This is a genomic window from Alteromonas sp. Cnat3-28 (genome assembly GCF_022348265.1).
GTDB classification, from domain to species: Bacteria; Pseudomonadota; Gammaproteobacteria; order Enterobacterales; family Alteromonadaceae; genus Alteromonas; species Alteromonas macleodii.
Window position 1 is genome coordinate 98,045 of record NZ_JAKREY010000009.1, and the last position, 24,929, is coordinate 122,973.

Consider the following 24,929-nt stretch of genomic DNA (forward strand, 5'->3'; position numbering starts at 1 on the left):
AGGATATGATGAGCAAAGTCAGTCAAGATATCATCAAAAAAATCGAAGAAGCACAGCTAAAGACTGATGTTCCTGCGTTTGGTCCAGGTGACACAGTAGTTGTTAAAGTTCGCGTTACCGAAGGTGACAAAGAGCGTCTTCAGGCTTATGAAGGTGTTGTTATCGCTAAACGTAACCGTGGTCTGCACTCGTCTTTTACCGTGCGTAAAATTTCTAGCGGCGAAGGCGTTGAGCGTGTGTTCCAAACACACAGCCCGGCAGTTTCTTCAATTGAAGTGAAACGTCGCGGTGCGGTTCGTCGTGCTAAGCTTTACTATCTACGTGAGCGTTCAGGTAAATCTGCACGTATCAAAGAGAAGCTTAACTAAGATTACTAATCCTTGCGTTATTGTTAACTTCGAAAAAGCCCGCTTTAAGCGGGCTTTTTTGTGCCTGAAATTCGATCCATTCAACCTGTTTTTTAATACAAACATTAAGGTTTCTTAATAGAGAGATGGATGAGTACAGAATACTTTATCGTGTTAGGCGTTGTTGGCGTCGCATTTTTTGCTGTATCGGGCGCATTACTGGGGCATGACAAAAGTATCAATGGGTTTGGCATCGTCGTTGTCGGCGTGATGACAGCCCTTGGCGGAGGTACTTTAAGAGACCTCCTATTAGGAAAACCTATTTTCTGGGTAGAAACCTCAGAGTATCTACTAGCAACCTATTCAGCTATATTCGCGACAGTCTTATTCATTCGCTATATGCCTTCTCCTTCCAATTTTTACTTTATACTTATCGACACCATAGGGCTTGCTATTTTTAATGTCATAGGCATCGAGAAAGCACTTATTAGTGGAACCGGAATGATTGTCGCCCTAACGATGGGTATGACAACCGGTATCTTCGGGGGCTTGATGCGCGATGTGGTTTGCAGAGAAGTACCTTACGTTATGCGTGGAGATGTTTACGCGAGTGCATGTTTTGCCGGTGGTCTCACTTACGCCGCCTTGTTTGCCCTAGACATCCCTTACATTTGGTGCATTTTAGGTTCTATCTCTGTAACAGTTTTAATGAGAATTGCATCGTTGCACTGGGGGGTTAAAGTCGATCTTTTTAGGAAGAGAACACCAAGGCCTAACTAACAGTGTAGAGCCCAACATCGATATGCCCATGAAAAGACTTATTAGCAAATATCGGTGAAGCGTCTTAAGTGACGCTCCACCATAGCACCTATTATTGTTATGCCATGAGTGAAAGCGATTCTATTAACGGTTTATTCTCGTTATCGATAGTGTGGATGATATGTTTATGTAGACGCTTTTTGTGTTCGCCAAAAATGCCACGCTTTTTATCAAAGGTCTTAGCGTAATTCAGCGCACCTTCCATCAAGCTTTCTTGTGTATCGTACGCCTTTTCTACCACGTGATCTTGCTCTAATTCTTTACCAGATACACGCCTTCCGGAAAGCTTCATTTCATTAAATCTGTAATACGGCATCGCTTTTTTAACAAACTCAATCATACCGGGCAGAAAGGGGATTGATAAATCTACTTCAGGGAAACAGAAGAAGCCTTTGTCTGCGCGCATAAATCTGAAGTCACAAGCGCACGCCAAAATTGCTCCGTTTCCGAAGGCGTGTCCGTTGATTGCAGCAATAACGGGAAGAGGGAAGAGAAGAAGGGTTTTAAATACCTCGTCCATATCGTGCATGAATTGCTTTATTTCTTCAGTACGGCCAGTTTTCATTGCCGGCATCAACCAATCTGTATCTATGCCTAAACTAAAGCATTTCTCGTCGTTCGATGTGATCACTAGCGCTTTGCAGTTTTCATTACTTTTGATGGTATTTAACGCTGAAAGCATCTCCTTTGCGAAGAGAGGATTGTGGCGGTTCTCTCCATTTTGCATGGTTAGAATGGCGACGTCGCCAGTGTAGGTTAGGGCTAAATTTTGCATTGTGTTCTCATTATTATTCCGTTGTCGCAATGATACAAAATCCTGACAATAAATGAGAAATTTAGCTTATTTATGTTGGTCAATTACGCCATTAAATTCGTGGAGCATTTGAAAACGTAAGGGCGGGATGTCACTATAAAGCGTTTGACTAATGAGGAAATTCGGAACAAGCCTCACTGTCGATTAAAAATTGTGCTATCCCTATGCGCTATTGCCATTCAGTCATGCTCATTCGCTTCGAATCTACCCTAGATTAAAGTATTATTCGTTATTACTTGCGCTATTACGCTTGAGTTGCTAAAAAGTCAATGACGTTAAAGAAATATAGAAAAAGCTGGTTGTACAATAAAGTTTACATGCAGATTGCACACTCTTTTGGCGTTTAATTTTCCGTTTTTTATTTGTAGTTAAGAGAGTAAGAGAGCTCCCATGATCAAGGACACCGTAAATAATGTTCACGTAAGTACCGAAGATGTACTTATAACCCCTGAAGCGCTTAGTGCTAGATTGCCTGTGTCAGACAAAGCGTTAGCGGCTATCTCTGAGTCTAGAAAGATTGTTTCAGATATCATTCATCGTCGCGACCATAGATTGCTTGTCGTGTGTGGACCATGTTCTATACACGACGTTGAAGCCGCGAAAGAGTACGCACTTAAGCTTAAAGAGCTTCATGAATCATGCAAAGACACACTATTTATCGTTATGCGTGTGTACTTCGAAAAGCCGCGTACCACAACAGGTTGGAAAGGTTTAATTAACGACCCGCATATCGACGGTACATTTGATATTGAAACCGGTCTTCGTAAGGCAAGAGAGTTGTTAATTTGGCTTGCAGAATTAGAGCTGCCTGTTGCAACAGAAGCACTGGATCCAATTAGTCCACAATATCTTGCTGAGCTATTTAGCTGGGCTGCTATCGGTGCGCGTACCTCTGAATCGCAAACCCACCGTGAAATGGCCAGCGGCCTGTCTATGCCTGTAGGATTCAAAAATGGTACAGATGGAAGCCTAGATATTGCCATAAACGCCCTTAAATCGGCGGCATCGGGTCACCGCTTTATGGGAATCAATAAGCAAGGCCAGGTAAGTATTATCGGGACCAGCGGTAATCCAGATGGCCACATTATTTTGCGCGGTGGAAAGCAGCCTAACTACGACTCGGTTTGCGTATCAGAGTGCGAGATTGAGTTGCAGGATGCTGGTTTAACAGCGGGCTTAGTAGTAGATTGCAGCCATGCAAACTCATCGAAAGATTATCGCCGCCAGCCATTGGTTGCTCAGAACGTGGTCAATCAAATTCTAGAAGGCAATCAGTCTATCATTGGCGTTATGTTGGAAAGTCACTTGAAACCCGGTAATCAAAAAGCTGAAGGTAAAAAGCCAGAAGAACTTGAGTATGGTGTTTCAATTACTGACGGATGTATTGATTGGGAAACCACAGAGAACTTAATATCTCAAACCAGAGATAAGTTGATAACTGTGTTACCCTTACGCCAAAATAAGCGCACGGTGGCATAAATCCAAGCAACGCCTAAAGTGGCAAGAAAAATTTGCCACTAAGCCCCGTGCCATTTGATTCAAGGATAAGACATAATGGCCGATTTATCGCAGCACTTAAAAAAGTTAGATACGCTGCGTGAAGGTATCGACGAGCTGGATACCCAGCTTGTCGAATTACTCGCAAAACGCAATCAAATTACAACCCAGGTCGGTCAAATTAAGGCTGAAGCTGGTATGCCCGTTTATGTACCAGAGCGTGAAAAAGCGTTGATCGCCTCCCGCCGTGCTCAGGCAGAAGCACTTGGGGTGTCGCCCGATCTCACCGAAGACTTATTACGTCGAGTAATGCGAGAGTCTTATCATACGCAAAACAACAAATATCGCTGTGTGAAACCTGATGTCGACAACGTTGTTGTAATTGGTGGAGCAGGGGCACTTGGCCGTGTGTTTGTGAGCTTGTTCGAACGAAGTAATTACAACGTTTCAGTTGTTGAAAAAGACGACTGGGAAAGTGGTAGAGCAACCTCGTTATTAAGCTGTGCTTCACTGGTTGTTGTTGCAGTGCCTATTAATCTAACCGAAGCCGTGATTAGCAAGCTTACTATGCTGCCAGAGGATTGCGTGCTTGCAGATATAACCAGTATTAAAGCTAAGCCACTTGAGGCGATGCTTGCCGCACACAATGGTCCGGTTGTTGGACTGCACCCCATGTTTGGTCCTGACGCGCCTGGCATGATTAAACAGGTAGTGGTAGTGTGCGACGGACGTGGCAGTGAGAAATACAGTTGGCTCATTGAGCAAATGCGAATTTGGGGTGCTACCATTCACGACTCCAGCGCACAAGAACATGACCTAGCCATGGCTTATATTCAGGTAATGCGTCACTTCAACACGTTTGTGTACGGGCAACACTTAAAAGGTGAAGATCCTAATCTGGAATCACTCACCATGTTTAGCTCACCTATTTATCGTTTAGAACTCGCAATGGTAGGCAGGTTATTCGCTCAGTCACCACAACTTTATGCCGATATTATTTTCAATAACCCTGATAACTTTGCACTTCTACGTCGCTTTTACGAACGTTTTGGGATTGCATTGTCATTACTTGAGAATGGCGACAAAAAAGGCTTTGTAGAACAGTTCATGAAGGTCGGCGCGTGGTTCGGAGATTATGCGAAGAAGTGTTTAGTAGACAGCAAACAGATGTTGTTAAAAGCGGATGATGGTCAGCTTTTAAGAGACAAGTAGTTTTGACCGACTGTTTATAGCGATAGCTAATTTAAGGTAGTCAACGTGACTCGCTCTCTTCGTTTGCCAATAACCAATACTTTCGCTGATGGCGGCTATTGTGTGAGAGCACATATAGGCGCGCATCAGCAGACCGTTCATCTTATTTTAGATACGGGAAGCTCAACCTTAGTGCTAGGCGACATTCATTATCATGTTGAACGTGATGGTGATGTGAGGTTCACCTACTACTCTCAATCAATTAAATATGCTGCAGGAAGTTGGCATGGCCCTGTTGTTAAGACCACGGTGCGCCTGGGCATTTTCGGTCACAGCATTTCGTTGCCGCAAACTTATGTAGCAATAGCGAAAGAATCGCAAGAGACAAAAGAATCTTGTTTTAAAAAAGCTGACGGAATTATAGGGTTAGCTTATCAACCGCTAAATCACGCCTATCGTTGCACTGACAAAATTACGTGTGAAATGAGCGAGCAAGCGATTTTTGAAAAAGCGTTGGCCGAGCCTAACGAGTCAGCAATTATTAACCTAAAGACAGCTGATTACGTTGCGACCACACTCCCTAGCTACTTTTCTGAGTTAGAGCAGCGTCAAATTAACGCCGATAAATTCGCTTTTTGGCTACATCGCTCAAGCGTCTATAACGTAGATGGAAATTGTGTTCGCGCTGCGCTTGCACATAGAAAAAATCATGGCCTTTTTGTAATAGGTGAGCCTATTTTTCATCGAGACTTATATGCTCCTCCTATTATGTCTGTGAAGGTACTCCACGATAAGTATTATAACGTCACGTTAAAAGCCGTAAAATGTGGAGAAAACGAAGGCATTAAAGCGCCGGCTTTGGATAAATCGGACGAAGCACGCTGGTGTTCAAATGCGATAGTAGATTCAGGAGCAACGGTGATTGGTTTGCCAGAATCTTTGTATAACGAAGTGATCGAGCAGATTTTTTGCCGTGTTGATAACGCGAAAACATTGCTTGAGCCCTTCGCTGCTTTCTCTTTAGAGGAGCAAGGAATAGACTTGGAAAAGCTAGATTTGGCACAATGGCCTGAACTAACGTTTGTTCTTGAAGGCGATGAGGGTGAAGATATTTTACTTTCGCTACCGCCTGAAGCCTACTGGCAGGAGCACGCCCCCACATTTAACCAAGCTTCCTTTAAAATATTCTCATTAAAACACTGGCCGAATCAAAGCATCCTCGGTCTTCCGCTGATCTCTCAATACTATACAATTTTTGACAGAGGACAGGGCACTAATGGTGTTGTATCGTTTGCACGAAAAGTGACATTGAGTGATACGGTTGACGCGCTTAAACATGTTTTTGATAAAAACAGCTAAAACCTAATAATAAGAAAGGAACAGTTACATGCAACAAGGCAGCCTAGTATGTGTAGGAACCGGGATGATGGTTGGAGCGCATTTATCGCCTATTTGTCAAAGTCATATTGAGCAAGCCGACGTCGTTTTCGTATGTGTAGCTGAGCACTACATGGAGGCATGGATCACCTCTTTGAACAAAAACACAGTAAACCTACAAACTTTCTATGGTGAAGGCAAAGATCGCCACGATACCTATGCTCAAATGACTAGCGCAATGCTAGAGCGTGTGGAGAAAGGCGAAAAAGTAGTTGGCGCTTTTTATGGGCACCCTGGGGTTTTTGCAAAGGTGCCTCATGACGCTATCGCAATCGCTAAAAGTCGAGGGTTTGATGCTTACATGTTGCCGGGGATCTCAGCTGAATCGTGCCTATACGCCGATTTGGGCATAGACCCAGGTGCTCTAGGTTGCCAACACTACGAGGCAAACCAGTTTCTACTATATAAACGAGAAGTAGATACGGCTGCGTATTTAGTTTTATGGCAGGTTGGGGTTGCAGGAGATTTCTCAAGTGCCGTTTTTACCTCCAGCTCTCTTCAACGAAAAAAGCTTACTGATAAACTGTTATCTATTTACCAAGCGAATGACAGCGCTATTTTATATGAAGCTGCAACCTTGCCCATCGATGAGTTCAGAGCTACGACTATTGCTATTGGTGAACTGCATAATCACGAAATTAACCAGCACTCTACACTTGTCATACCACCAGTTAGTAAACCAGTGATAGATGATGTCGATTATTCCAAAGGTACTAACTAGTGCAGTTCGCTACGCCTCGTTTTACCAGCGCTTTACTTTGCCAGCAGTGGAAAGAGGAAGCAGCAAGCTTGTACCAAAATAGAAAAGTTATGCGATTAATAGGTGAGCCCCTTTCTGAGAAGGAGAGTGAAGTAGTCGCTAGTACTTTCATTGAAGCAAACAAAAGGCCTTGGCCAGCACAGAAGGTCTGGTCGATAACGTGTAATCAAACGCAAGCATTTTGTGGAATTCAGATGCTTTGTAAAAGCGTTTTACAAGACACTGCAGAGATTGGAATTATATTAGCGCCTTCAATGAACGGAAAAGGCGCGGCACGAGAAGCGATGGGCGCGCTAGTCGAATTTGGCTTGGAAAATCTCAATCTTCACCAAATTGTTGCCCAATTTGAAAAGCGTCACCTCGCTACAAAGCGTTTAGTCACCCAATTGAACTTCAAACAGTCAGATGACAACTGTTTTCAGCCAAGTAAAACCAACTTGGTCACATATACCTTTAATCGCTAAAATATTTGGTAACTTCATACCTAATAAACCAGTAAGTATTTCTGTTTTCAAAGGTAATTGTTGCAAATAGTAACTGGTATAATATGTCTAAAATGCTATATATTTGATTAACAACTCATCAAATAGTTGCTAACCTATTAAACATTAATAACTATAAAGTAGAACAAACTAATGAAAGCGCTAAAAGAACTTCTCGCTATTGCACAAGATGCATCTAAGCAACGTGACACTGATGTAATTGCACAATTTAAAGCTGACCACGCAGACGAACTTTCTCAAGAGAAAGAAAAAATGTGGTGTCTTTTGATGCCAGAAGATGAAGAGCAAGACGCGCCTGGTGATACACAAGAGAGTGAAGAAAATAACCAAGTGTCACTTCACTAACCTTGATAGTTTAAATTGTGGTTAGGTTTTTAATAGGGGCGTTACTTTGCCCCTTTTTCATATTTCCGCTTTCTGCTGACGAAATTGATCAGCAGTTAGTGCGCGCTGATGCACTTCGCAGTCAAGACGTGGAGGCGTTTCGTACGTCATTATCGGCTCTCAGTAATAAATCAGCCTCCTTCTCACCGGCCCAAGTCCAATACTTTAACTATCTCAATGCTTATAGTTTATCGTATTCAGGAAAACTCATAGAGGCAGTTCCACTTTATGAAAGTGTTTTTCAAAGTGCTTCAGATAAATCGTTACAACTACGAGCCAAAAATTCAATTCTCAACAACTACGCGTTAGTTCGGGATTTTCCCAAAGCACTTCAGCAAATTCCTGATATTGTTCCTCTACTTTCGTTAGCGAAAGATAAAGATAAGCACCTTTCAATTTTGACGATTGCGCTTTTTTATAATCAGTTGGAGGAGTTTGAGCAGAGTTTGCAGTACAGTGCTCGCGTAATTGGACAAGAGCTTTCTTCCCGCAATGCGTGTCTGGCTCACAATCTGCGTAGTGAGTCGCTGCACAATTTAGGACGACTTGACCGAGAAACGCTAAATACAACCATTGAGGTATGTAATGCGAGTAAAGAGCCAATCGCTCTGAATCTAGCAAAATTATGGCTTGCTCAACTGATGTTAGCATCGCCAGACAGTATCGCAGGGGCGTTAGACGCCTTACTTGCTATCCAAGCAGATGTTGAAAGTACTAACTATCCACGATTAACGTCAGAGTACTATACAGCGCTAGCACAAGCCTATTTTGCCAATAAGCTCTTTCATAACGCACAGGAGAGTGCGCTTAAAGGCGCGGAGCTTGCAAAAGGCATGGGATATTCAAAACCCAGAAAAACGGCATATTATATACTGTACCAGTCGGCAATAGAGAAAGGGGATAATGCACAAGCATTAGATGCATTTATTCAATACGCTGAGGCTGATAAAGCGTACCTTGATGAGTACAACGTTAAGCAAATGGCGATTCAACAGGCTAAGTTCGATAACCTCGAGAAGAATATCGAAATTCAGCTACTGGACAAAGAGAATAGCCTACTGAAAGCACAAGCAGCCCTTTCCCGAGAAGAAAAGCAAAATCACAGGCTGTTGATAACATTGCTTGCTTCCACCACGATACTTGTCCTTATGTGGGCAATAATAAATCGTAAGTTACATGCAGCACTTAGGGAAAAGGCGCAAACTGACTCGTTAACAAAAGTGGCGAACCGTCACTATTTTACTGAGTTGGCATCGAAAGCGCTTGATCGAATGTCAGAGCAGCAGGACGTATTATCTTTTGTAATTTTTGACCTTGATCACTTTAAGTCAGTTAACGATAGCTACGGTCATCCAACAGGCGATTGGGTATTAAAGGCAGTAGTTAACGCGGTGAGGAAACACTGCAGAAAAGAAGATGTTTTCGGGCGCTTAGGTGGTGAGGAGTTCGGCCTACTATTACCAGGGTGTAATGAGAAAAAAGCAAAAGAAATAGCGGAATGTATGCGCAATAGTATCCGTCAAATTGATACAGCTGAAAGCGGTTTTATCTTCGATATTTCAGCAAGCTTTGGTATCTCCAGCACTGCGTCATCAAAGTATCAATTCGAGGCGCTGTATGCCAATGCCGATGAAGCTTTGTATGGCAGTAAAAAGCATGGCCGCAACAGAGTTTCTGTCTTCCAGGTTAATGGTGAAAGTGACGTTGGTAATGTTGGGCAAGCCTTTCAGCCTGCCTAAACATTACAACGAAAGAAAGTAAACAATGGGGCGTGTGCTGGCTTAATCAGCCAGCGCACTCGCCGCGGCCACTTTGGTCGGGCTAATTTCTTCGCTTGGATAGCAGCCCAATACTTTGATGTAGCGGGTAATACCACGCAATGCATCAAGGGCATTTTGTACAGGGCCATCTTCTACATTGCCTTCTACATCAATGTAGAACATCTCTTCCCATGGATTACCTGGAATAGGACGCGATTCAAGCTTCGTCATATTGATGCTGTTCTCTCGTAGCACCAACAAGGCCTCTACAAGTGCACCTGGCTTTTGGATGGTAGACATAACAAGTGTTGTTTTAGCAGGAACTTGAAGTGGAACCACTACTGGGTTGCGCGCAACAACGATAAAACGGCTATGGTTTTCTTTTTGGTTTGCTAAGTTACTCTTTATTGCCATTAGGCCGTACAAGTTACCACCCGCTTCGCTGCCTATTGCGGCTACGTCATCGCGTTTAAGCTCACTAACTGTCAACATGGCAGACGAGGTGCTGTCCATGGTTTTCACTTCTACGTTCCCTAGTTCTGCTAAGAAATGGCTACACTGAGTGAACACTTGAGGGTGAGCGTAAAGCGTTTTTATTTTATCGATACTGGTGTTGGTTCCCACTAACAATGTATGGCGGATAGGGTGGGTGAGTTCACCAATAATACTAAGTTGGGTATGCTGTAGTTGGTCATACACTTCATTGATACTGCCAGACGTCGTGTTCTCAATAGGCAATACCGCGTAATCGGCTTCTGTACTTTCAACTTTGTGAATAATTTCAGCAAAGCTCTGACAGCCAATTTCCAGCAATTCGCCGGGGCGACGAGAGAAGTACTTTTGCGTTGCTAGATAAGAGTAAGAGCCCTTGTCGCCCAAGAATGCCACTCGGTTTAAGGGCAATGTACTGCCAGGGTTAGCGCGTTCAGCAAGCATAGCCTGCTGGTTTAAAACAGAGTCTTCAATAATAACGTGGAAAATTTGTGTCACATAATGAGGGTCTAAGCCGATGTTTTGGCCTTCTTTTATTAGGCGCACCAATAGCTGTTCTTCTCGCTTTTGATCTCTCACAGGAATGTGATGCTTTATTTTCGTCTCAGCCACTTCGTTGGTTAACTTTCTGCGTTCTGAGAGTAAAGTAAGTAATTCACTGTCTAAAGCGGTAATCCGCTCTCTAACAGTATCTAATGCATTGTCTGACATATCATTCCCGTGCGTATCGTATAAGAAAATTCTGCTAAAAAAAAACCTCCCAGTTGGGAGGTTTTCATGCATGTAGCCGCGCCTCCCTAGTTAAAGGATATAAACGCAAAAAAGAAAAGTGCTACGTGCATAGTATTCTGTTTCATAGGTTTGAATGTATGTTGAACGCCTATGTGTGTCAACCGATTTTTACAAATTGAATAGTTGTTTTTAATGTGGAGGACTTGAAAAAGTAATTAAAATGCGCTGTTGGCTTTATAAAAAGCCAAACGGTTAGGGCATGAAGCGTTGGCAGGTGCCGTAAATATACACCTGCCGGTGGGTAATTTGAGAACGCCGTTTAATATTTTTGCGCTTAGTTACCTAATAGTGCTGAAAGCATTTGTCTTACTTCGTTGGGCTCAAAAGGCTTATCGCATAGCGCGTTCACACCTGTTTGCTGAATATTAGCCATATGTGCACTGTCAGCCGACTCTGACGTTACCATGATAATCGGTATATGTGTGGTTTCTGGATTAAAGCGGATAAATTCCGATAGTTCCCTGCCATCCATTTCGGGCATATTGTAGTCGGTAACCACGAGGTCAAAAGGTTCATCTTTTATATAAGTTAGCGCCATTGCGCCATTCTCAGCTTCTTTTATGCGTTGAAGCCCCATGCCTTCTAATACGCGTCGAATATGATTACGCGCTAATTTACTGTCATCAACAAGAAGTACGCGAACATCGTGTACGTCAAATAGTTCTAATTCTAGTTCATCGTGATTGATTAAATCTAAGCTTGCGTTTAACGCACGAGACAAATGAAGGGGTTCAAATGGTTTAGGAAGAATTGCCGCAACACCTGCCTGCTTAAATTCTTCTAGTTTGCTTAAACGATTTTCACTGGAAACCAACATGAAGGGGATTGTTTTAAATGCGTCGTCTTCTTTAATGAATTTAAGTAGTTCTAGTGCGGTTCCATCTTCGTAGTACATCGCGCTTACGATTAGGTCAGCACCGTGCGCTTTTACCGCTGAACGAGCTTCGGAAAGGGTACTGACGGGGTCAATTTCCTTTACGTGTTCTTTTAACAACAAAGTGGTGATGATCTTTCTTTGTGTGTCAGAAGGCTCAACTAAAATAATGTGTAGATCAGAAATTGACAGCTTTTCCATTTCAGACTCTTTTTGTTATATGTTTATGAAAAAGTGAGAGCTCGCTAGCTGGCTAGCGTTATATTAGCCCCCAGCAAGCTTAACTTTATACCCTTTATCGGTAAGTAGTGTGCGGAGCTTTTCCCTGTCATCAGTTTGTACTTCAATGACACCGTCTTTCACTGCGCCGCCGCAACCACATTTTTTCTTTAGCTCAGAGCCTAGTTTTTTCAGCTCATCAGACGCGAGGTCTAATCCCTTAATCAGAGACACCCCCTTTCCTTTGCGACCTTTAGTTTCCCTGTGAATACGAACAACGCCGTCAGAAGACACCGAACGCGCTTGCTCTTTTGGCTCAGGCTTTATTTTGCCACTTTCAGTACTATAGACCAAAAGGGCGTCTTGCCAGTCTTGCATACATACCTCAATAAATTGCGTCTTTCCATCTAAATGGCGATAAAAAAAGCATTACCATACGAAAGTTTAAGATGACTTTCATGGCGATGTGTAAAAGTTCAACTAGTATAAGAATAGCAAAGTTAAAAGCATGTGATGAAGCATTTCTGCTTACATTTTTAAGGAGCGAATATGGAAATAACGTCGAGCTATCAAAATCAAGGGAAAGTACTAGTGGTAGATGTAGGCACTAAGTTTGACTTTAGTAAGGTAGAAGACTTCAGAAACGCCTATGGCGAACTGGGCGCCGATGTCTCTCACATCACCGTAGATTTATCGCGTACTGAATACATGGATAGCTCTGCCTTAGGTATGTTGTTAAACATGCAAAAGACACTCGCTGAAAGAGAATTAACCTACAGTATCGAAAATGCCCGTCCTCAGGTTGCTAAAATCCTGAAAATATCTCGATTCGATAAAAAGTTCGACATTAAGTAAGAAAAGCAAGTCGCTAAATTAACATTTTATCGAAGAGACATACGTGAAGATCCTCATTGTTGACGACGAGGCTATCAACCGTACATTGCTTACTAACATGCTTTATAACGCAGGTTATAAAGAGTGTATCGAAGCGGTGGATGGTGTTGAAGCTATCAAAAAATTTACGCACGAAAAACCCGACTTGGTTTTGTTGGATGTTGTGATGCCTGGGCTCAGTGGTTTTGACGTTGCACCCAAAATACGCAAGCTTGCGAAAGGGCCGTATCTACCTATTCTTTTTATCACCGCTTTAGAAGATAAAGAAAGCTTAGTGAGGTGTCTGGAAGTTGGTGGGAACGACTTTGCCACAAAGCCCTTCGACCGACACATTCTAATTGCCAAAATTCGAGCCCACTTAAAAATACGTGCTTTGAGTGAACACATAGAACAGCAAAATAAAGCACTTCGTTTATTCAATCAAAGAGTGGCGAGAGAGCACGCCATTGTGGAACATATTTTTAGCCACGCTATTGTCAATCGACCCGAGGTAATGGCCCATTTCGACTGCTTCCTAAAGCCAGCTGAAACCTTTAATGGCGATCTCTTTCTATGCGAATCAAGCCCTAGTGGTGGTATTTATTTTGTGGTGGGAGATTTTACAGGTCATGGTTTGGCGTCAGCAATTGGTGCGTTGCCTGTAACCCGAGCCTTTCAAGAACTCAGCCAGCAAGGGGTATCTATTTCTGAGATTATTTCAGAATTAAATCGAATTTTAATTAAGTTTCTACCAAGTGACATGTTTATGGCCGCAGTGGTGGGCGAAATTAACGCGGGGGGCAATAGAATCAACTTATGGCAGGGTGGAATGCCGGCTGTCATTGTTCCTGCCAAAACTGATTTAGCATTGCGCTGCATTCCCTCACGTCACATGGCATTAGGGATCCTAGACGAGCATGAACTCAACACCGATTGCGATACCATTCAATTAGGATGCAATGAACAGCTTGTAATTTGTAGCGACGGGCTAATTGAGAGTACTAATCAAGAGGGAGAAATGCTTCTTGAGGAAGGCTTGGTAAGAATAGTAAAAGAGCAAATGCAGACGCATGGGAAAATAGAATCCAATTCACTTTTTCTTAAGGCGAAAGAGCATTGCGCAGCCTCTTCATTTCACGATGATGTCACGCTAGTCGTGTTTACCTCTCAACCCATTAAAACGCCCGTATCACCAAAGATGGATTTTGGATTGCCATCGGTGCATGAAGTTGCGCTTGACGCACAACATTTGAAACAGCCTGACATTCTTCAACGCGTGCTACAGCTTGCGGGGCAATGTGAGGGCATTCAAGCGGTGCGTTCGATAATTTATACTGTGTTGTCGGAACTGTTTAATAATGCGTTAGAGCATGGGATCTTGAAACTCGACTCAAAACTCAAAGCTGATAGTACAGGGTTCCATCAATATTACGAAAACCGCGAGGCTTCACTAAAAGCGCTTAGTCACGGGCGAATTAATATTAGGATAGAGTCTTTACCCCTTAAAGGTAAGGTGCTGATAGCGGTTGAAGATAGTGGTGAAGGCTTTGAGTGGAATAAGGCAAGTACGGTAGGCCGGCGTCATTCCGTTCATGACGAAAGCTTTGGGCGTGGGCTCCCTTTGCTTCACGCGCTGTGCGAACGAGTGTGGTTCGAAAATGGCGGGAGTAAAGTGATTTGCTTACTTGATACTAAAATTTAGGCGCCTTTAGAAAGTATCTTTACGAGCAAAATGTTCATATTCATGTTTCTCTGAGGGCTTTTAAACTCTCACTTTACAGCTCTAGTCGCTGAGTACAGTTTACATAGACTTGCTTGCTTAGTCATCGCTGTAAATCTGTCCATCTAATCCAGCAATTAATCGAATTTAGCTTTTACCGAGTAAAAGTTTTATCGATACTCAAATTTCATTAACCGCGGGCGTTTCTGCGGTGACACAAGAAGTAGGGCCCCATGCTGAAATCATTTCTTAAACTTTTCGAAGACACGCATAAGCGCACAGAGCCAACGTATACCGTTGAATTGGCGACTGCTGCATTACTTAGTGAAATTGTAAACGCTGATAATGAAGTAACGGATAGCGAGAGAAGTGAATACGAGAAACAGCTCAGAAAGCATGTAAACATAGATGAGGAAGCGATGTCGTTGTTGCTTGAAAGAGGGCAAGAGACGGCTGACGATTCAATTGACTTAGTGCGTTTTACTCAAGTACTAAATAAACACTGCAGCGCTGATGAGAAAAGAGATGTGATAAAGAGCCTCTGGGCTATTGCATACGCGGATGAATCTTTAGCGCCTCTTGAAGAGAGTACTATTCGTCAAATAGCTGATTTATTGTACGTTCCCCATAGCCAATACATTAAAACTAAACTTGAAGTAGTTGAAAGAACATAGCGTTCATCATCACTCAGTTAGTCTTTTTTGTATTAGCTAAAAAAATGGATTCAAATTTAGCGACCTGTACCTTACTATTGTGAACAAATAATAATAAAAGCTTAGCGGTGACAGTGCTGTTTCAGAGCCTACGGCATCACTTGCTTACAACAGCTTGCAGTACTGAAGTAAGGGTAGTTGAGTGTTTAGAACGTTGAAAATCCCAATTGGGCTTGTCATTGCATTGACTATGTCGGTGCTGGCGCTCTCTGTGGTAATTGTTAATAAATTAGAACACAACGCTTCTGTGGTGGATGTGGTTAAAGGCAATACCGCGACGTTAAGTAACGCTTTGTCGCTGCAGTTATTGGTTGTCATGGAGCGAAGTCCCGGTGATAACGCATTATTTTCCTCTCTTTTTCAACCGATAAAAGAACACGATAATCTTATTTCCGCCACGCTATATGACAACGACTATCAAGTCATTTCCACTATTCAACCTGATTCCTTAAGCCAGCTTTCCAATCAATCTGTTCCACTTGATCCTGCAGAAATTCCATTTGGTGTTACGCAATACGACAATGTTATCACTGCCCATCAAATTGTAGGTAGTAGCCTATACCCACTTGGACATGTTGTTCTTTATGTGGATATTGAAGACACCATGGCGGCAAGTTCAGCCCGCCAGCTCATTAAGCAAGTGCCTATCGTTATCGCGGTTTGGCTGCTTTGCACTGGCACTTGTGTCTTTATTTTATACCGTTTGATTTCTCCTATTGGGTCGCTGAGGCAGTTTACTCAAGAAGTATTTGAGTCAAAAGATTATGCGCTGCGCAGTTCACTTAATACATCTAATGAAATTGGACAGTTATCGAATAACATTAATAGTTTATTGGATACCATTGAAGTTGAGTTATTTATCAACTTTGAGCAAAAGCAAACATTGGTTGATCAACAAGAAACCATGTCTCGTCTGGCAAACTTCGATAGTTTAACCGGTCTTCCCAATCGACAGTTTGTTCTCGATAACTTAAGACTTGAGCTAGCCAGAGCCAAAAGAAATGATGAAGACTTACTGCTCCTGTTTTTTGATTTAGATGGGTTTAAGGGCATCAATGATTCTTTAGGACATGAAACCGGAGACCTCATTCTCATAGAGGTTGCTGACAGAGTTCAGTGTTTGCTGCGCGACGGCGATTTATTCGCGCGACTGGGAGGGGATGAGTTCTTAGTACTGCCCGATAGAGATGTGACTACTGACCAAGCGCAAAGCTTGGCAACGCGACTTATTACCGCATTTGATGAGCCTTTTGAACTGCGTGGCTTATCACTAACGGTAGGTTTAAGCGTTGGAATTGCTACGGCTTCCGATGCGGGCTACGACCTAAGCGAGCTGATGAGCAATGCAGACCTTGCAATGTATCGTTCAAAAGCGCGAGGGCGGGGCAGCTACACACTGTTTACACCTGATATGGTTGAGTCGCATAAGCGTAAACTCCACTTAGCTAACGGTATTGAGCAAGGAATCAGCAACGATGAGTTTGTTGTTTATTACCAGGTTAAAGTTAACAACGAAGGGAATGTAATAGGCGTAGAAGCGCTTATTCGTTGGCAACATCCTGAATTTGGCTTGGTCATGCCGAACGAGTTTATCCCCATTGCTGAGCAGGGCGGTAAGATCACTGCAATTACCCGTTGGGTAATTAAGCGCGTTTGTATTGATATGCCAGATTTAAAACAATGGGCCACGTCTCCGTTTAGAGCCTCAATCAATTTATCTGGACATGATTTGCGAAGCTCGCAGCTGTTTGACTACATCTACAATACTTTCAAGCTCTATGACATCAACCCAGAAAACATTGAATTTGAAGTGACAGAAAGTGCGTATCTAGAAAACTTTACTCTTTCAAACAAGTTCTTCAGACGCATCGGAAATATGGGGTGCGCCATAGCTCTAGATGATTTTGGAACGGGTTACTCCTCGTTAAGTTACCTGACGCAAATCAATATCGACACGCTAAAAGTTGACCGACAGTTTGTAATGGAAATTCAAACTTCAGAACGAAGCCGTCTTGTGACTGGGGCAATTATTGATTTGGCGAAAAGACTGTCACTCTCGGTATGTGCTGAGGGCATAGAAAACCTTGAACAGTGGAATTATCTTAGAGAGCATGGATGTGACAATGTGCAAGGATTTATGTTTAGCAAGCCCATCCCCTTATCGGAGCTCACTTGCTCTCCCTCCCATTACAGCGATAGTAGTTTCTCTGTATAGCAAGGTATCGATAAAACCACTTTGACATACAGTGTTTCAAAGTGGTGTTTCTTTTTTGCAACATTTAACCTGTATGCTGAGTGGTTGATAGTTCACTTATTTGCATATACTGCTGTTTTTAATGTGCTTTTTCTTTTTGGTCTGAAAATCGCATAAGCAGTTTGAATGCAATTATGATAGTGGTTAATTGAAGACTAGTGGTAGTATCCATGAGCTTTAATAGCAGCATAACCTGATAACACAGGGCTGGTATCAAAGCGGATTGAGAAGGATTTTAAAAGCGTTTAGCGGAGGATTCATGATGAAACGTCTCGAAAAAGTTTTCTTAGCACTTTGTGCTGTTGCTGCAGTACAAGCCATTTCAGTAGCGGACGCGTACGCAAGTCCAGCGCGTTCGTTGATGCAGGAATTAGACACAGATAAAGATGGTCTGATATCACTTAAAGAAGCCGTTCGACACACAGGTCTACTGCGTAATTTTGGGCTGATTGATGACAACGAAGATGGCAAACTTTCCGAAGCCGAATTGGCAAAAAGCAAGTTGACGCCAGGCAATGAAAAGCTCACAGCAAGTGAGTAGATAAAATAATATATTTAAGAGGGTAAGGTTCTGATAAACAAGGTTTCGTTTGGTGAACGCTTGGTACAACTTGGTTCACTAAGGCAGTTGACGCTAGGTAGTTTTGTACTGGCCCTTATCCCTCTTATAGCCTTACTTTGGCAAAGTCAAAGCGACTTAGCCAAAGTGGGTCAAATGACAACACTTGAAACACGGTTTGTTGTCGATGTTGTTAGCGACATGCAAAGACTCGATAACGCGGTCGTTGACGTAGAGCGCAGTATTCGCCAATTTGCTGTGTTGAGAAATGATAGGGTGGCCTCTCTTTCTGATAACGCCATCGATCAATTTGCCGTGGCCGCTGACAATCTATGTCAGGCTCTCTCGGTACCAACTACCTGCACACGACTTTCTGAACAGCTAAATCAATTAGCCGAATATCGAGCGATTGAAGACCAGCTTTTACTCAATGCTTACCTTGCATCGGTGGGCGATAGCGTCGACCAGCTTCGCGACGATGTAGAAGCCGCTATTACTGAACGTGTCAAAGTCCAGCAAGATGACTTAAATGCCATGCAAGCAAAACAAGCTTGGTCTACAGCTATGCTTGTAAGCGTTTCGTTATTGCTAATACTGATGGGGAGTCAACTTATTGTGAACCCCGTTAACAACTTAAAAAAGATTATAAGGATCATGGCCCACAGCGATGGTCAGCTTCCACCCCTTTCAAGACAAGCGCCAAAAGAACTGATTGATGTAGAGAAAGATTTACATTGGCTTTATGATCGACTACAGCAGTTGGAGCATATTAGAACCGCCTTGCTGCGACACGCTGCTCACGAGCTCAAAACTCCGCTTGCCAGCATTAAAGAAGGCTGCAGCTTGTTGTCTGAAAACGTGGTGGGCGAGTTGAATAACAGTCAACGCGAAGTACTTTCGCTACTTACAGCTAGCACGCAAAGGCTCAACACGCTGGTGGAAAAGTTGCTCGACTACAACCTGCTGTTGCAACAAGCTCAGCCAAAAATGGTACAAAGTGACGTTAGTAAGTTAGTTTCTGCTTGTTTAGAAGATTACGCGCTCGCCATTCAGGATAGAGAAGTGGAAGTAAAGATAACTGCGTCCGAGGTGCGTATAGACGAGGAGCTGTTTAGAAGAATACTTGATAACTTGGTGTCCAATGCAGTCGCGCATGGCGCAGTGGGAAGACCGATAAATATTAGCCTTTATAACGAAAACGATAATCTTGTACTGGATGTTGCCAATCGCGGTAAGCGTATTGCTCCAGAGTCAGTACATACTTTATTTGAACCTTTTATCCGAGGAACCGAGCCGAGAAACGACAATGTCATTGGGACGGGTTTAGGGTTATCAATTGTTGCCGATTGCGCTCGACTGATGCATGGTGATGTGCGTGTTGTAGATGTAGACTATGCCGATGTTTGCTTTAGAGTGACCATTGGGCAACAGGAAAAATAAAATGAGAATAAGTGGTTTAATTGTCGCCTTACTGGTGCTGACAGGATGTCAGAGTTTAACCAGAAACAACGACAACGCAGGTGAGCCAGAAAAGGTGACGCCTGTAGCTAAAATAGAACGTGGCCTTTGTTTATTTGTTGAGCCTCCACAGGGGTTCGAGCACAATTGCGATGCAACCTATTGGCTTAACGCGTGGATTGACGCGGCCAACCAACCTTGGTTAGAGCGTAAGCAAGCATTAAAAGCGTTAGGTGATACAGCATCTGACACGCTTCACGCCTACGTTTTAACACTACCAACAGATACACCTTATCAAGACAGGTTGCGCGCGCAGCTTGCCTTAAATGATATTGCTGGAACATTTACACCCACTGCGCAAGAAGTGGTGACTGTTATTGCTGCGTCGCACAACAATCAGATTATGCAGCTTGAATCTGCCATGGTGGTGTTGGAGCAAGAAAATACTTCTCGTGGCGAGAAAGTAAAAGCACTTGAAATTGAAGCAGTTAACCTGCGCAAAAAACTAGAAGAATTGTTGCAGATTGAAGCAACACTGATGGATAAAAACAGGAGTACACAACAGTGAGCGAAAAGGCGAGTAGCAACCCTAACTTATTGTTGGTAGATGACGATAAGAGCTTATTGCGCTTATTAACCATTCGTCTGGAAGGCGAAGGTTATGAGGTGACCGCAGTGGAAGACGGTCAATCAGCGTTAAGAAAGCTTCAAAACGACAACTACGATGTAGTATTGAGTGACTTGCGTATGCCGGGCTTAGATGGTCTGAGTTTGTTTGAAGAGATTATGGGAATTAGAAAAGATATTCCTGTAATTCTGATGACGGCTCACGGCACCATTGCTGATGCGGTAGCAGCCACTCAGCGTGGTGTATTTGGGTTTTTGCCTAAACCTGTCGATCACGATGAATTACGCGCGCTGCTGCAAAAAGCACTTAGCCAGTCTCAAGCTGCTCAGCCTGGGGATTGGGCAAAGGACATCATTACCCGTTCTCCAGAAATGCTAAATGTACTAGACCAGGCGTTCCGCATAGCTCAGCGTGAAGTGTCTGTGCTTATTAGCGGCGCGAGCGGTACAGGTAAAGAGTTACTTGCTAATGCCATTCATAAAGCCAGTAACCGCAGCGACAAACCATTTGTGGCTATTAACTGTGGAGCATTACCTGAAAACTTGCTTGAGTCTGAGCTATTTGGTCATGCCAAAGGTGCGTTTACCGGTGCTGTAGCTGCTCACCCTGGTCTGTTTAGAGAAGCCGACGGCGGTACCTTGTTCTTGGATGAGATTGGCGATATGCCGATGACGCTGCAGGTAAAACTGCTGCGTGCATTACAAGAGCGTCAAATTCGTCCAGTAGGTAGTAGCAAGCACGTAGATATCGATGTGCGTATCATTTCTGCAACGCACAAAGACTTGCACAAAGAAATGGAAGAAGGCACCTTCCGCGAAGATTTATATTACCGTCTAAACGTGGTGAACCTAAAACTTCCGTCGCTAAAATCGCGAAGTGAAGATATTCCACTTCTGGCTCGCTCGCTGCTGCAGCAAAGCGCACAGCGTCATGGCGTGAATGTAAGCCAATTTTCTGATGACGCTATGCAACAGCTGGTAACCTCATCTTGGCCAGGTAACGTACGTCAGCTTGTGAATGTGGTCGAGCAGTGTGTTGCGTTAACGCAAACGCCTGTGATTCCGCTTCACTTAGTAGAGCAGGCCTTGTCTGCCACTAAACAAAGCTGGCCAACGCTTACAGAGGCTAGAGACGCGTTTGAACAGCAATACTTGCACAAGCTTCTTAAAATGACTGACGGCAACGTAACGCGCGCGGCAGAGCTTGCTGGTAGAAATAGAACTGATATGCACAAGCTTATGAAAAAGCACGAGCTAGACGCAGCTGATTTCAGATAGACATAGTCGAGCTTAGAGAGTTATTAAACGCATCACTTTTTAGTGATGCGTTTTTGTTTTGCGATACGAAAAGCGTAGGGCTGGAGTTATGCTGGAAGGTGCTCTGAAAAAATAATGGTTTCAACTGTGCGGGCGTGGTTTTTTAAGCTTTCTATCTCAACATCTAAAAAGTCACGTGGTTCATCAAACAGTAGGCATAACGTACCCAATTCATAGCCATCTTTGTTGCGCAAGATAGCACCTGCGTAAGCTCTTATGAAAGGGCTGCCAGTAACCAGCGGGTTATTAGCAAATAGCTTATCGGCTTTTGCGTCGGGAACAATCAAGTATTCTTCTTCGGCTATCGCGTAGGTGCAAAACGAGATATTACGCGGTGTTTCGGTAGCATCCATACACTGGCGAGACTTAAACCATTGGCGATCTTCTGCAACAAGGCTTACCAAGCAGGTTTTAGCATTAAATTTTTCTTGTACGGTTTTGGTAAGTTCGTCAAGTTGTTCGCTTGGGGAAGTATCTAAAATATCTAACGATTCAAGCGCAGCAATACGCGCTTTCTCATATTCATGGTTCATTGAGGTTATTTCACGGTAAATAATGGTGTAGTACCAAAATAGATAAGAGCAGTAGTTTACCGCTGAATTAGAAAAACGCTATCTATTAAAAAATATTGATAGGCTCAATGTCAGTTGCTCGTCATCAAAACAGTGAATTCTGCTCTGGTTGAGTTTTAATAGACAGGTTATTTAGCGCGAGTGATGGAGTAGTGTTGTTATACAAATCGATAAACTGCTGCGCTAACCAGGGAGCATCTTTGTTGTCTGGGCGGTGACAAAAAAAGTAAACGTCTTTTCCTTCACTTTGCCAAATCTTCACTTTTTTCACCCAAGGTAACAAACAGCGTTGGTTGTCATCATCAACATCATTGCCTACAAAGCGCACAATGGGAGTATGGCCTGTAGCAATAACATTTACTGGTACACGAGGCTTTTTCTCTCGCACTTCCTCTAGCATCGCACGTCTATTTGTTCCCCCTGCGTCTAAAGAGCCAGTGAAAAGCGCTCGGGTGTCCATAATGATTCTGTTCGCACCGTGGCGGATCAAAAGTTGATTAAGCGCCTTTTCCTCGTCACCCTTTGCAAAAAACGCCAAGTGGCGCACTTCAACCGCTATGTTTAATTCTTGAGGTAACTCCGCTAAAAAGGTATCCAAAATGGATAGCTTTTCTGGCCCAAAAGAAGCGGGCAGTTGCAGCATCATGACTCCTAGCTTTTCTTTTAACGGGCTTAATAAAGCAAGCTGTTGGGCAACCTCTTCATCACAATGCTGTAATTGATGTACATGAGTAATGTTCTGGTGAAACTTGAAAGTAAATCTGAAGTGGCTGGGTACTGAATCGCACCATCTCGCTACAGCGTCTTGGTGGGGAAGAGAGTAAAATGTGGTATTCCCTTCAACCGTATTACACTCCTTAGCATACAGCGACAATCCATTATCAGACTTGGGATAATTAGCAAACCACGTGCTTGGCCAATGGCTGTGTTGCCACATTGGCAATCCAATATAGAGATTTCCTTGTGATATGGCTGATTTGTGCATATTTGTCATTGGGCTTTATCAAGCATTTGTTTATACTATGCGGCCTTTAAATCATTACATTATGCATGTTGTGGGCGGGCCAGCTAATTGGCCAGCAAGTTTACGCGATTTTTGGCAAAGTCTTAAGCCCAAAAGTAAGCGGTTTTGAACGCCAATTCACTGCATGCGAAGCAAGAAAAAACATCAGGGGTCAAGGACCATGCGCACAGATTACTGTGGGAATATCGATTCATCATACATTGGACAAGAAGTTACCCTTTGCGGGTGGGTTAATAAGCGTCGCGATTTAGGCGGTGTAATTTTCATCGACTTACGCGACCGCGAAGGTATCGTACAAGTGGTGTTCGACCCAGATTTACCAGACGTGCTATCGGTAGCTAACACGTTGCGTAGCGAATTCTGTGTAAAGCTAACGGGTAAAGTGCGTGCGCGCCCTGAAGGTCAAGTAAATAAAGACATGCGCACAGGTGAGATTGAGATCCTAGGCACAGGCCTTGAAGTGATCAACAAGTCTGACGTGCTTCCACTGGACTGGAACCAAGAAAACTCAGAAGAACAGCGCCTTCGCTATCGTTATCTAGATCTTCGCCGTCCTGTAATGAGCCAGCGTTTACAATTCCGTGCAAAAGTAACCGGTGCTGTACGTCGCTTCCTAGAAGAAGAAGGTTTCCTTGATATTGAAACCCCTATTCTTACTAAGGCAACGCCAGAAGGTGCACGTGACTACCTAGTGCCAAGCCGCACCCACAAAGGTGAGTTCTTTGCACTTCCGCAGTCGCCACAGCTTTTCAAACAGCTTCTGATGATGTCGGGCATGGACCGTTACTATCAAATCGTTAAGTGCTTCCGCGACGAAGACTTACGTGCTGATCGCCAGCCAGAATTTACCCAAATCGATATTGAGACCACGTTCTTAGATGCCGATGGCGTAATGTCTATTACCGAGCGCATGATTCGTGACTTGTTCAATAAAATGCTAAACGTTGACCTTGGCGACTTCCCGCGCATGACGTACAAAGAAGCCATGACGCGCTTTGGTAGCGACAAGCCAGACCTACGTAACCCGTTAGAGTTAACCGACGTTGCCGAATTGCTTGCTAACGTTGACTTTAAAGTATTCAGCGGCCCGGCAAACGACCCTAAAGGTCGCGTAGCAGCTATTCGCGTACCTGGTGGGGCGTCGCTTTCGCGCAAGCAAATTGACGAATACACCAAATTTGTAGGTATTTACGGCGCGAAAGGTCTGGCTTGGATTAAAGTTAACGATGCTGGTGCAGGTCTTGAAGGTCTACAGTCGCCAATCCTTAAATTCCTAACTCAAGACATCACTAACGCTATGCTAGAGCGCACAGGCGCACAAAGTGGCGATATTCTATTGTTTGGTGCAGACAGCTACACTGTGGTTACCGAAGCGATGGGCGCACTTCGTCTTAAGCTTGGTGAAGACTTTGAGCTTCTTGAAGGCGAGTGGAAGCCACTTTGGGTTGTTGACTTCCCAATGTTTGAAGAGTTTGACGGTCAGCTTCACGCTATTCACCACCCGTTTACCGCGCCACGTGGTTTAACGCCAGAAGAACTTAAAGCTAACCCAGCTGAAGCCTTATCTGACGCTTACGATATGGTATTGAACGGTGTTGAATTAGGCGGTGGTTCTGTACGTATTCACAATGAAGACATGCAGTCTACGGTATTCAACATTCTTGGCATTGACGATGAAGAAGCGAAGAACAAGTTTGGCTTCTTGCTAGACGCACTGCGCTTTGGTGCGCCGCCGCATGCAGGTCTTGCGTTTGGTCTAGACCGTCTGGTAATGCTTATGACTGGCGCGACGTCTATTCGTGATGTTATGGCATTCCCTAAAACGACCACAGCGGCATGTCCGTTAACATCGGCGCCTAGCCCTGCGAACCCACAGCAGCTTGAAGAGCTCGCTATTGCAACGGTGAAAAAGCAATCGTAATT

General features: G+C 43.7%; 24 protein-coding genes. 18 read left to right on the plus strand and 6 right to left on the minus strand.

Annotated elements, in window-relative coordinates:
• Positions 1-8 precede the first annotated feature (8 nt).
• Positions 9-368, plus strand: coding sequence for a 50S ribosomal protein L19 (rplS, locus tag MHM87_RS11000; protein ID WP_024015986.1), 360 nt, complete (start codon positions 9-11; stop codon positions 366-368).
• Between the two features lie 129 nt (positions 369-497).
• The gene (locus MHM87_RS11005; protein WP_014948836.1) at positions 498-1,127 is read left to right on the plus strand and encodes a trimeric intracellular cation channel family protein; all 630 of its coding nucleotides are present in this window, start codon (positions 498-500) and stop codon (positions 1,125-1,127) included.
• Positions 1,128-1,224: 97 nt separating this feature from the next.
• Here the strand turns inward: MHM87_RS11005 and MHM87_RS11010 are convergent, their stop codons facing one another.
• Complete coding sequence (locus MHM87_RS11010) at positions 1,225-1,941, minus strand: enoyl-CoA hydratase/isomerase family protein (RefSeq protein ID WP_168532676.1); 717 nt, start codon at positions 1,939-1,941, stop codon at positions 1,225-1,227.
• Between the two features lie 429 nt (positions 1,942-2,370).
• Here MHM87_RS11010 and MHM87_RS11015 point away from each other — a divergent pair, with 429 nt between their 5' ends.
• The 7 genes from MHM87_RS11015 to MHM87_RS19990 all read left to right on the plus strand — a co-directional run bounded on the left by MHM87_RS11015 (position 2,371) and on the right by MHM87_RS19990 (position 9,491).
• On the plus strand, positions 2,371-3,459 hold the full coding sequence (locus MHM87_RS11015; RefSeq protein WP_061094609.1) for a 3-deoxy-7-phosphoheptulonate synthase: 1,089 nt from the start codon (positions 2,371-2,373) through the stop codon (positions 3,457-3,459).
• 75 nt (positions 3,460-3,534) lie between these two features.
• Positions 3,535-4,689 (plus strand): bifunctional chorismate mutase/prephenate dehydrogenase, encoded by a 1,155-nt coding sequence (gene tyrA / locus MHM87_RS11020; RefSeq protein WP_239259064.1) that lies wholly within the window; start codon positions 3,535-3,537, stop codon positions 4,687-4,689.
• 45 nt (positions 4,690-4,734) lie between these two features.
• A complete protein-coding gene (locus tag MHM87_RS11025) occupies positions 4,735-6,027 on the plus strand; it encodes a pepsin-like aspartic protease (protein WP_239259066.1) in 1,293 nt (430 codons plus the stop codon).
• Positions 6,028-6,055: 28 nt separating this feature from the next.
• Complete coding sequence (locus tag MHM87_RS11030) at positions 6,056-6,826, plus strand: SAM-dependent methyltransferase (protein ID WP_014948841.1); 771 nt, start codon at positions 6,056-6,058, stop codon at positions 6,824-6,826.
• Positions 6,826-7,329, plus strand: a complete 504-nt coding sequence (locus MHM87_RS11035; protein WP_239259068.1) for a GNAT family N-acetyltransferase — start codon at positions 6,826-6,828, stop codon at positions 7,327-7,329. The genes MHM87_RS11030 and MHM87_RS11035 overlap by 1 nt, the downstream gene beginning before the upstream one ends.
• A 171-nt stretch (positions 7,330-7,500) precedes the next feature.
• On the plus strand, positions 7,501-7,713 hold the full coding sequence (locus MHM87_RS11040) for a hypothetical protein (RefSeq protein WP_239259070.1): 213 nt from the start codon (positions 7,501-7,503) through the stop codon (positions 7,711-7,713).
• A gap of 17 nt (positions 7,714-7,730) precedes the next feature.
• Entirely contained in the window at positions 7,731-9,491 is a 1,761-nt protein-coding gene (locus tag MHM87_RS19990) for a GGDEF domain-containing protein (RefSeq protein ID WP_239259072.1), read from the plus strand.
• 42 nt (positions 9,492-9,533) lie between these two features.
• Here MHM87_RS19990 and pheA read toward each other — a convergent pair whose 3' ends face one another.
• From pheA to yciH, 3 genes are all read right to left on the minus strand, one after another.
• Positions 9,534-10,715, minus strand: a complete 1,182-nt coding sequence (gene pheA / locus MHM87_RS11050) for a prephenate dehydratase (protein ID WP_039227282.1) — start codon at positions 10,713-10,715, stop codon at positions 9,534-9,536.
• Positions 10,716-11,070: 355 nt separating this feature from the next.
• A complete protein-coding gene (locus MHM87_RS11055; protein ID WP_014948846.1) occupies positions 11,071-11,871 on the minus strand; it encodes a response regulator in 801 nt (266 codons plus the stop codon).
• Between the two features lie 63 nt (positions 11,872-11,934).
• Positions 11,935-12,267 (minus strand): stress response translation initiation inhibitor YciH, encoded by a 333-nt coding sequence (yciH, locus tag MHM87_RS11060; RefSeq protein WP_014948847.1) that lies wholly within the window; start codon positions 12,265-12,267, stop codon positions 11,935-11,937.
• A gap of 171 nt (positions 12,268-12,438) precedes the next feature.
• Between yciH and MHM87_RS11065 the strand changes: the two genes are divergently transcribed.
• The 8 genes from MHM87_RS11065 to MHM87_RS11100 all read left to right on the plus strand — a co-directional run bounded on the left by MHM87_RS11065 (position 12,439) and on the right by MHM87_RS11100 (position 21,371).
• A complete protein-coding gene (locus MHM87_RS11065) occupies positions 12,439-12,744 on the plus strand; it encodes an STAS domain-containing protein (RefSeq protein ID WP_014948848.1) in 306 nt (101 codons plus the stop codon).
• A 43-nt stretch (positions 12,745-12,787) separates the two neighbouring features.
• On the plus strand, positions 12,788-14,464 hold the full coding sequence (locus tag MHM87_RS11070; protein ID WP_049585867.1) for a fused response regulator/phosphatase: 1,677 nt from the start codon (positions 12,788-12,790) through the stop codon (positions 14,462-14,464).
• A gap of 251 nt (positions 14,465-14,715) precedes the next feature.
• Complete coding sequence (locus MHM87_RS11075) at positions 14,716-15,156, plus strand: TerB family tellurite resistance protein (protein WP_014948851.1); 441 nt, start codon at positions 14,716-14,718, stop codon at positions 15,154-15,156.
• Positions 15,157-15,337: 181 nt separating this feature from the next.
• The gene (locus MHM87_RS11080; RefSeq protein WP_168532668.1) at positions 15,338-17,410 is read left to right on the plus strand and encodes an EAL domain-containing protein; all 2,073 of its coding nucleotides are present in this window, start codon (positions 15,338-15,340) and stop codon (positions 17,408-17,410) included.
• 298 nt (positions 17,411-17,708) lie between these two features.
• Positions 17,709-17,990: a calcium-binding protein gene (locus MHM87_RS11085; RefSeq protein ID WP_223866688.1), complete on the plus strand. Its 282-nt coding sequence runs from the start codon at positions 17,709-17,711 to the stop codon at positions 17,988-17,990.
• Positions 17,991-18,050: 60 nt separating this feature from the next.
• Positions 18,051-19,448, plus strand: coding sequence for a HAMP domain-containing sensor histidine kinase (locus MHM87_RS11090; protein ID WP_014948855.1), 1,398 nt, complete (start codon positions 18,051-18,053; stop codon positions 19,446-19,448).
• Between the two features lies 1 nt (position 19,449).
• A complete protein-coding gene (locus MHM87_RS11095) occupies positions 19,450-20,034 on the plus strand; it encodes a hypothetical protein (RefSeq protein ID WP_014948856.1) in 585 nt (194 codons plus the stop codon).
• Complete coding sequence (locus MHM87_RS11100; protein WP_014948857.1) at positions 20,031-21,371, plus strand: sigma 54-interacting transcriptional regulator; 1,341 nt, start codon at positions 20,031-20,033, stop codon at positions 21,369-21,371. The genes MHM87_RS11095 and MHM87_RS11100 overlap by 4 nt, the downstream gene beginning before the upstream one ends.
• Positions 21,372-21,457: 86 nt before the next feature.
• Here the strand turns inward: MHM87_RS11100 and MHM87_RS11105 are convergent, their stop codons facing one another.
• The gene (locus tag MHM87_RS11105) at positions 21,458-21,943 is read right to left on the minus strand and encodes a GAF domain-containing protein (RefSeq protein WP_239259074.1); all 486 of its coding nucleotides are present in this window, start codon (positions 21,941-21,943) and stop codon (positions 21,458-21,460) included.
• Between the two features lie 124 nt (positions 21,944-22,067).
• Complete coding sequence (locus tag MHM87_RS11110) at positions 22,068-22,919, minus strand: DUF72 domain-containing protein (RefSeq protein WP_239259076.1); 852 nt, start codon at positions 22,917-22,919, stop codon at positions 22,068-22,070.
• Between the two features lie 247 nt (positions 22,920-23,166).
• On the opposite strand from MHM87_RS11110, the gene aspS reads away from it, so the two are divergent.
• Positions 23,167-24,927 carry an aspartate--tRNA ligase gene (aspS, locus tag MHM87_RS11115; protein ID WP_239259078.1) on the plus strand — a complete coding sequence of 587 codons (1,761 nt, stop codon included), beginning with the start codon at positions 23,167-23,169 and terminating at the stop codon, positions 24,925-24,927.
• The last annotated feature ends 2 nt before the right edge of the window (positions 24,928-24,929 follow it).

Excerpts from the sequence above, each read along its gene's own strand:
- MHM87_RS11110 (WP_239259076.1), bottom strand. The coding sequence starts at position 22,919 with ATGTGGCAACACAGCCATTGGCCAAGCACGTGGTTTGCTAATTATCCC.
- MHM87_RS11105 (WP_239259074.1), bottom strand. The coding sequence starts at position 21,943 with ATGAACCATGAATATGAGAAAGCGCGTATTGCTGCGCTTGAATCGTTA.
- MHM87_RS11065 (WP_014948848.1), top strand. The coding sequence starts at position 12,439 with ATGGAAATAACGTCGAGCTATCAAAATCAAGGGAAAGTACTAGTGGTA.
- MHM87_RS11040 (WP_239259070.1), top strand. The coding sequence starts at position 7,501 with ATGAAAGCGCTAAAAGAACTTCTCGCTATTGCACAAGATGCATCTAAG.
- pheA (WP_039227282.1), bottom strand. The coding sequence starts at position 10,715 with ATGTCAGACAATGCATTAGATACTGTTAGAGAGCGGATTACCGCTTTA.
- yciH (WP_014948847.1), bottom strand. The coding sequence starts at position 12,267 with ATGCAAGACTGGCAAGACGCCCTTTTGGTCTATAGTACTGAAAGTGGC.
- MHM87_RS11095 (WP_014948856.1), top strand. The coding sequence starts at position 19,450 with ATGAGAATAAGTGGTTTAATTGTCGCCTTACTGGTGCTGACAGGATGT.
- MHM87_RS11075 (WP_014948851.1), top strand. The coding sequence starts at position 14,716 with ATGCTGAAATCATTTCTTAAACTTTTCGAAGACACGCATAAGCGCACA.
- MHM87_RS11085 (WP_223866688.1), top strand. The coding sequence starts at position 17,709 with ATGATGAAACGTCTCGAAAAAGTTTTCTTAGCACTTTGTGCTGTTGCT.
- aspS (WP_239259078.1), top strand. The coding sequence starts at position 23,167 with ATGCGCACAGATTACTGTGGGAATATCGATTCATCATACATTGGACAA.
- MHM87_RS11055 (WP_014948846.1), bottom strand. The coding sequence starts at position 11,871 with ATGGAAAAGCTGTCAATTTCTGATCTACACATTATTTTAGTTGAGCCT.
- MHM87_RS11015 (WP_061094609.1), top strand. The coding sequence starts at position 2,371 with ATGATCAAGGACACCGTAAATAATGTTCACGTAAGTACCGAAGATGTA.
- tyrA (WP_239259064.1), top strand. The coding sequence starts at position 3,535 with ATGGCCGATTTATCGCAGCACTTAAAAAAGTTAGATACGCTGCGTGAA.
- MHM87_RS11010 (WP_168532676.1), bottom strand. The coding sequence starts at position 1,941 with ATGCAAAATTTAGCCCTAACCTACACTGGCGACGTCGCCATTCTAACC.
- rplS (WP_024015986.1), top strand. The coding sequence starts at position 9 with ATGAGCAAAGTCAGTCAAGATATCATCAAAAAAATCGAAGAAGCACAG.
- MHM87_RS11030 (WP_014948841.1), top strand. The coding sequence starts at position 6,056 with ATGCAACAAGGCAGCCTAGTATGTGTAGGAACCGGGATGATGGTTGGA.
- MHM87_RS11005 (WP_014948836.1), top strand. The coding sequence starts at position 498 with ATGAGTACAGAATACTTTATCGTGTTAGGCGTTGTTGGCGTCGCATTT.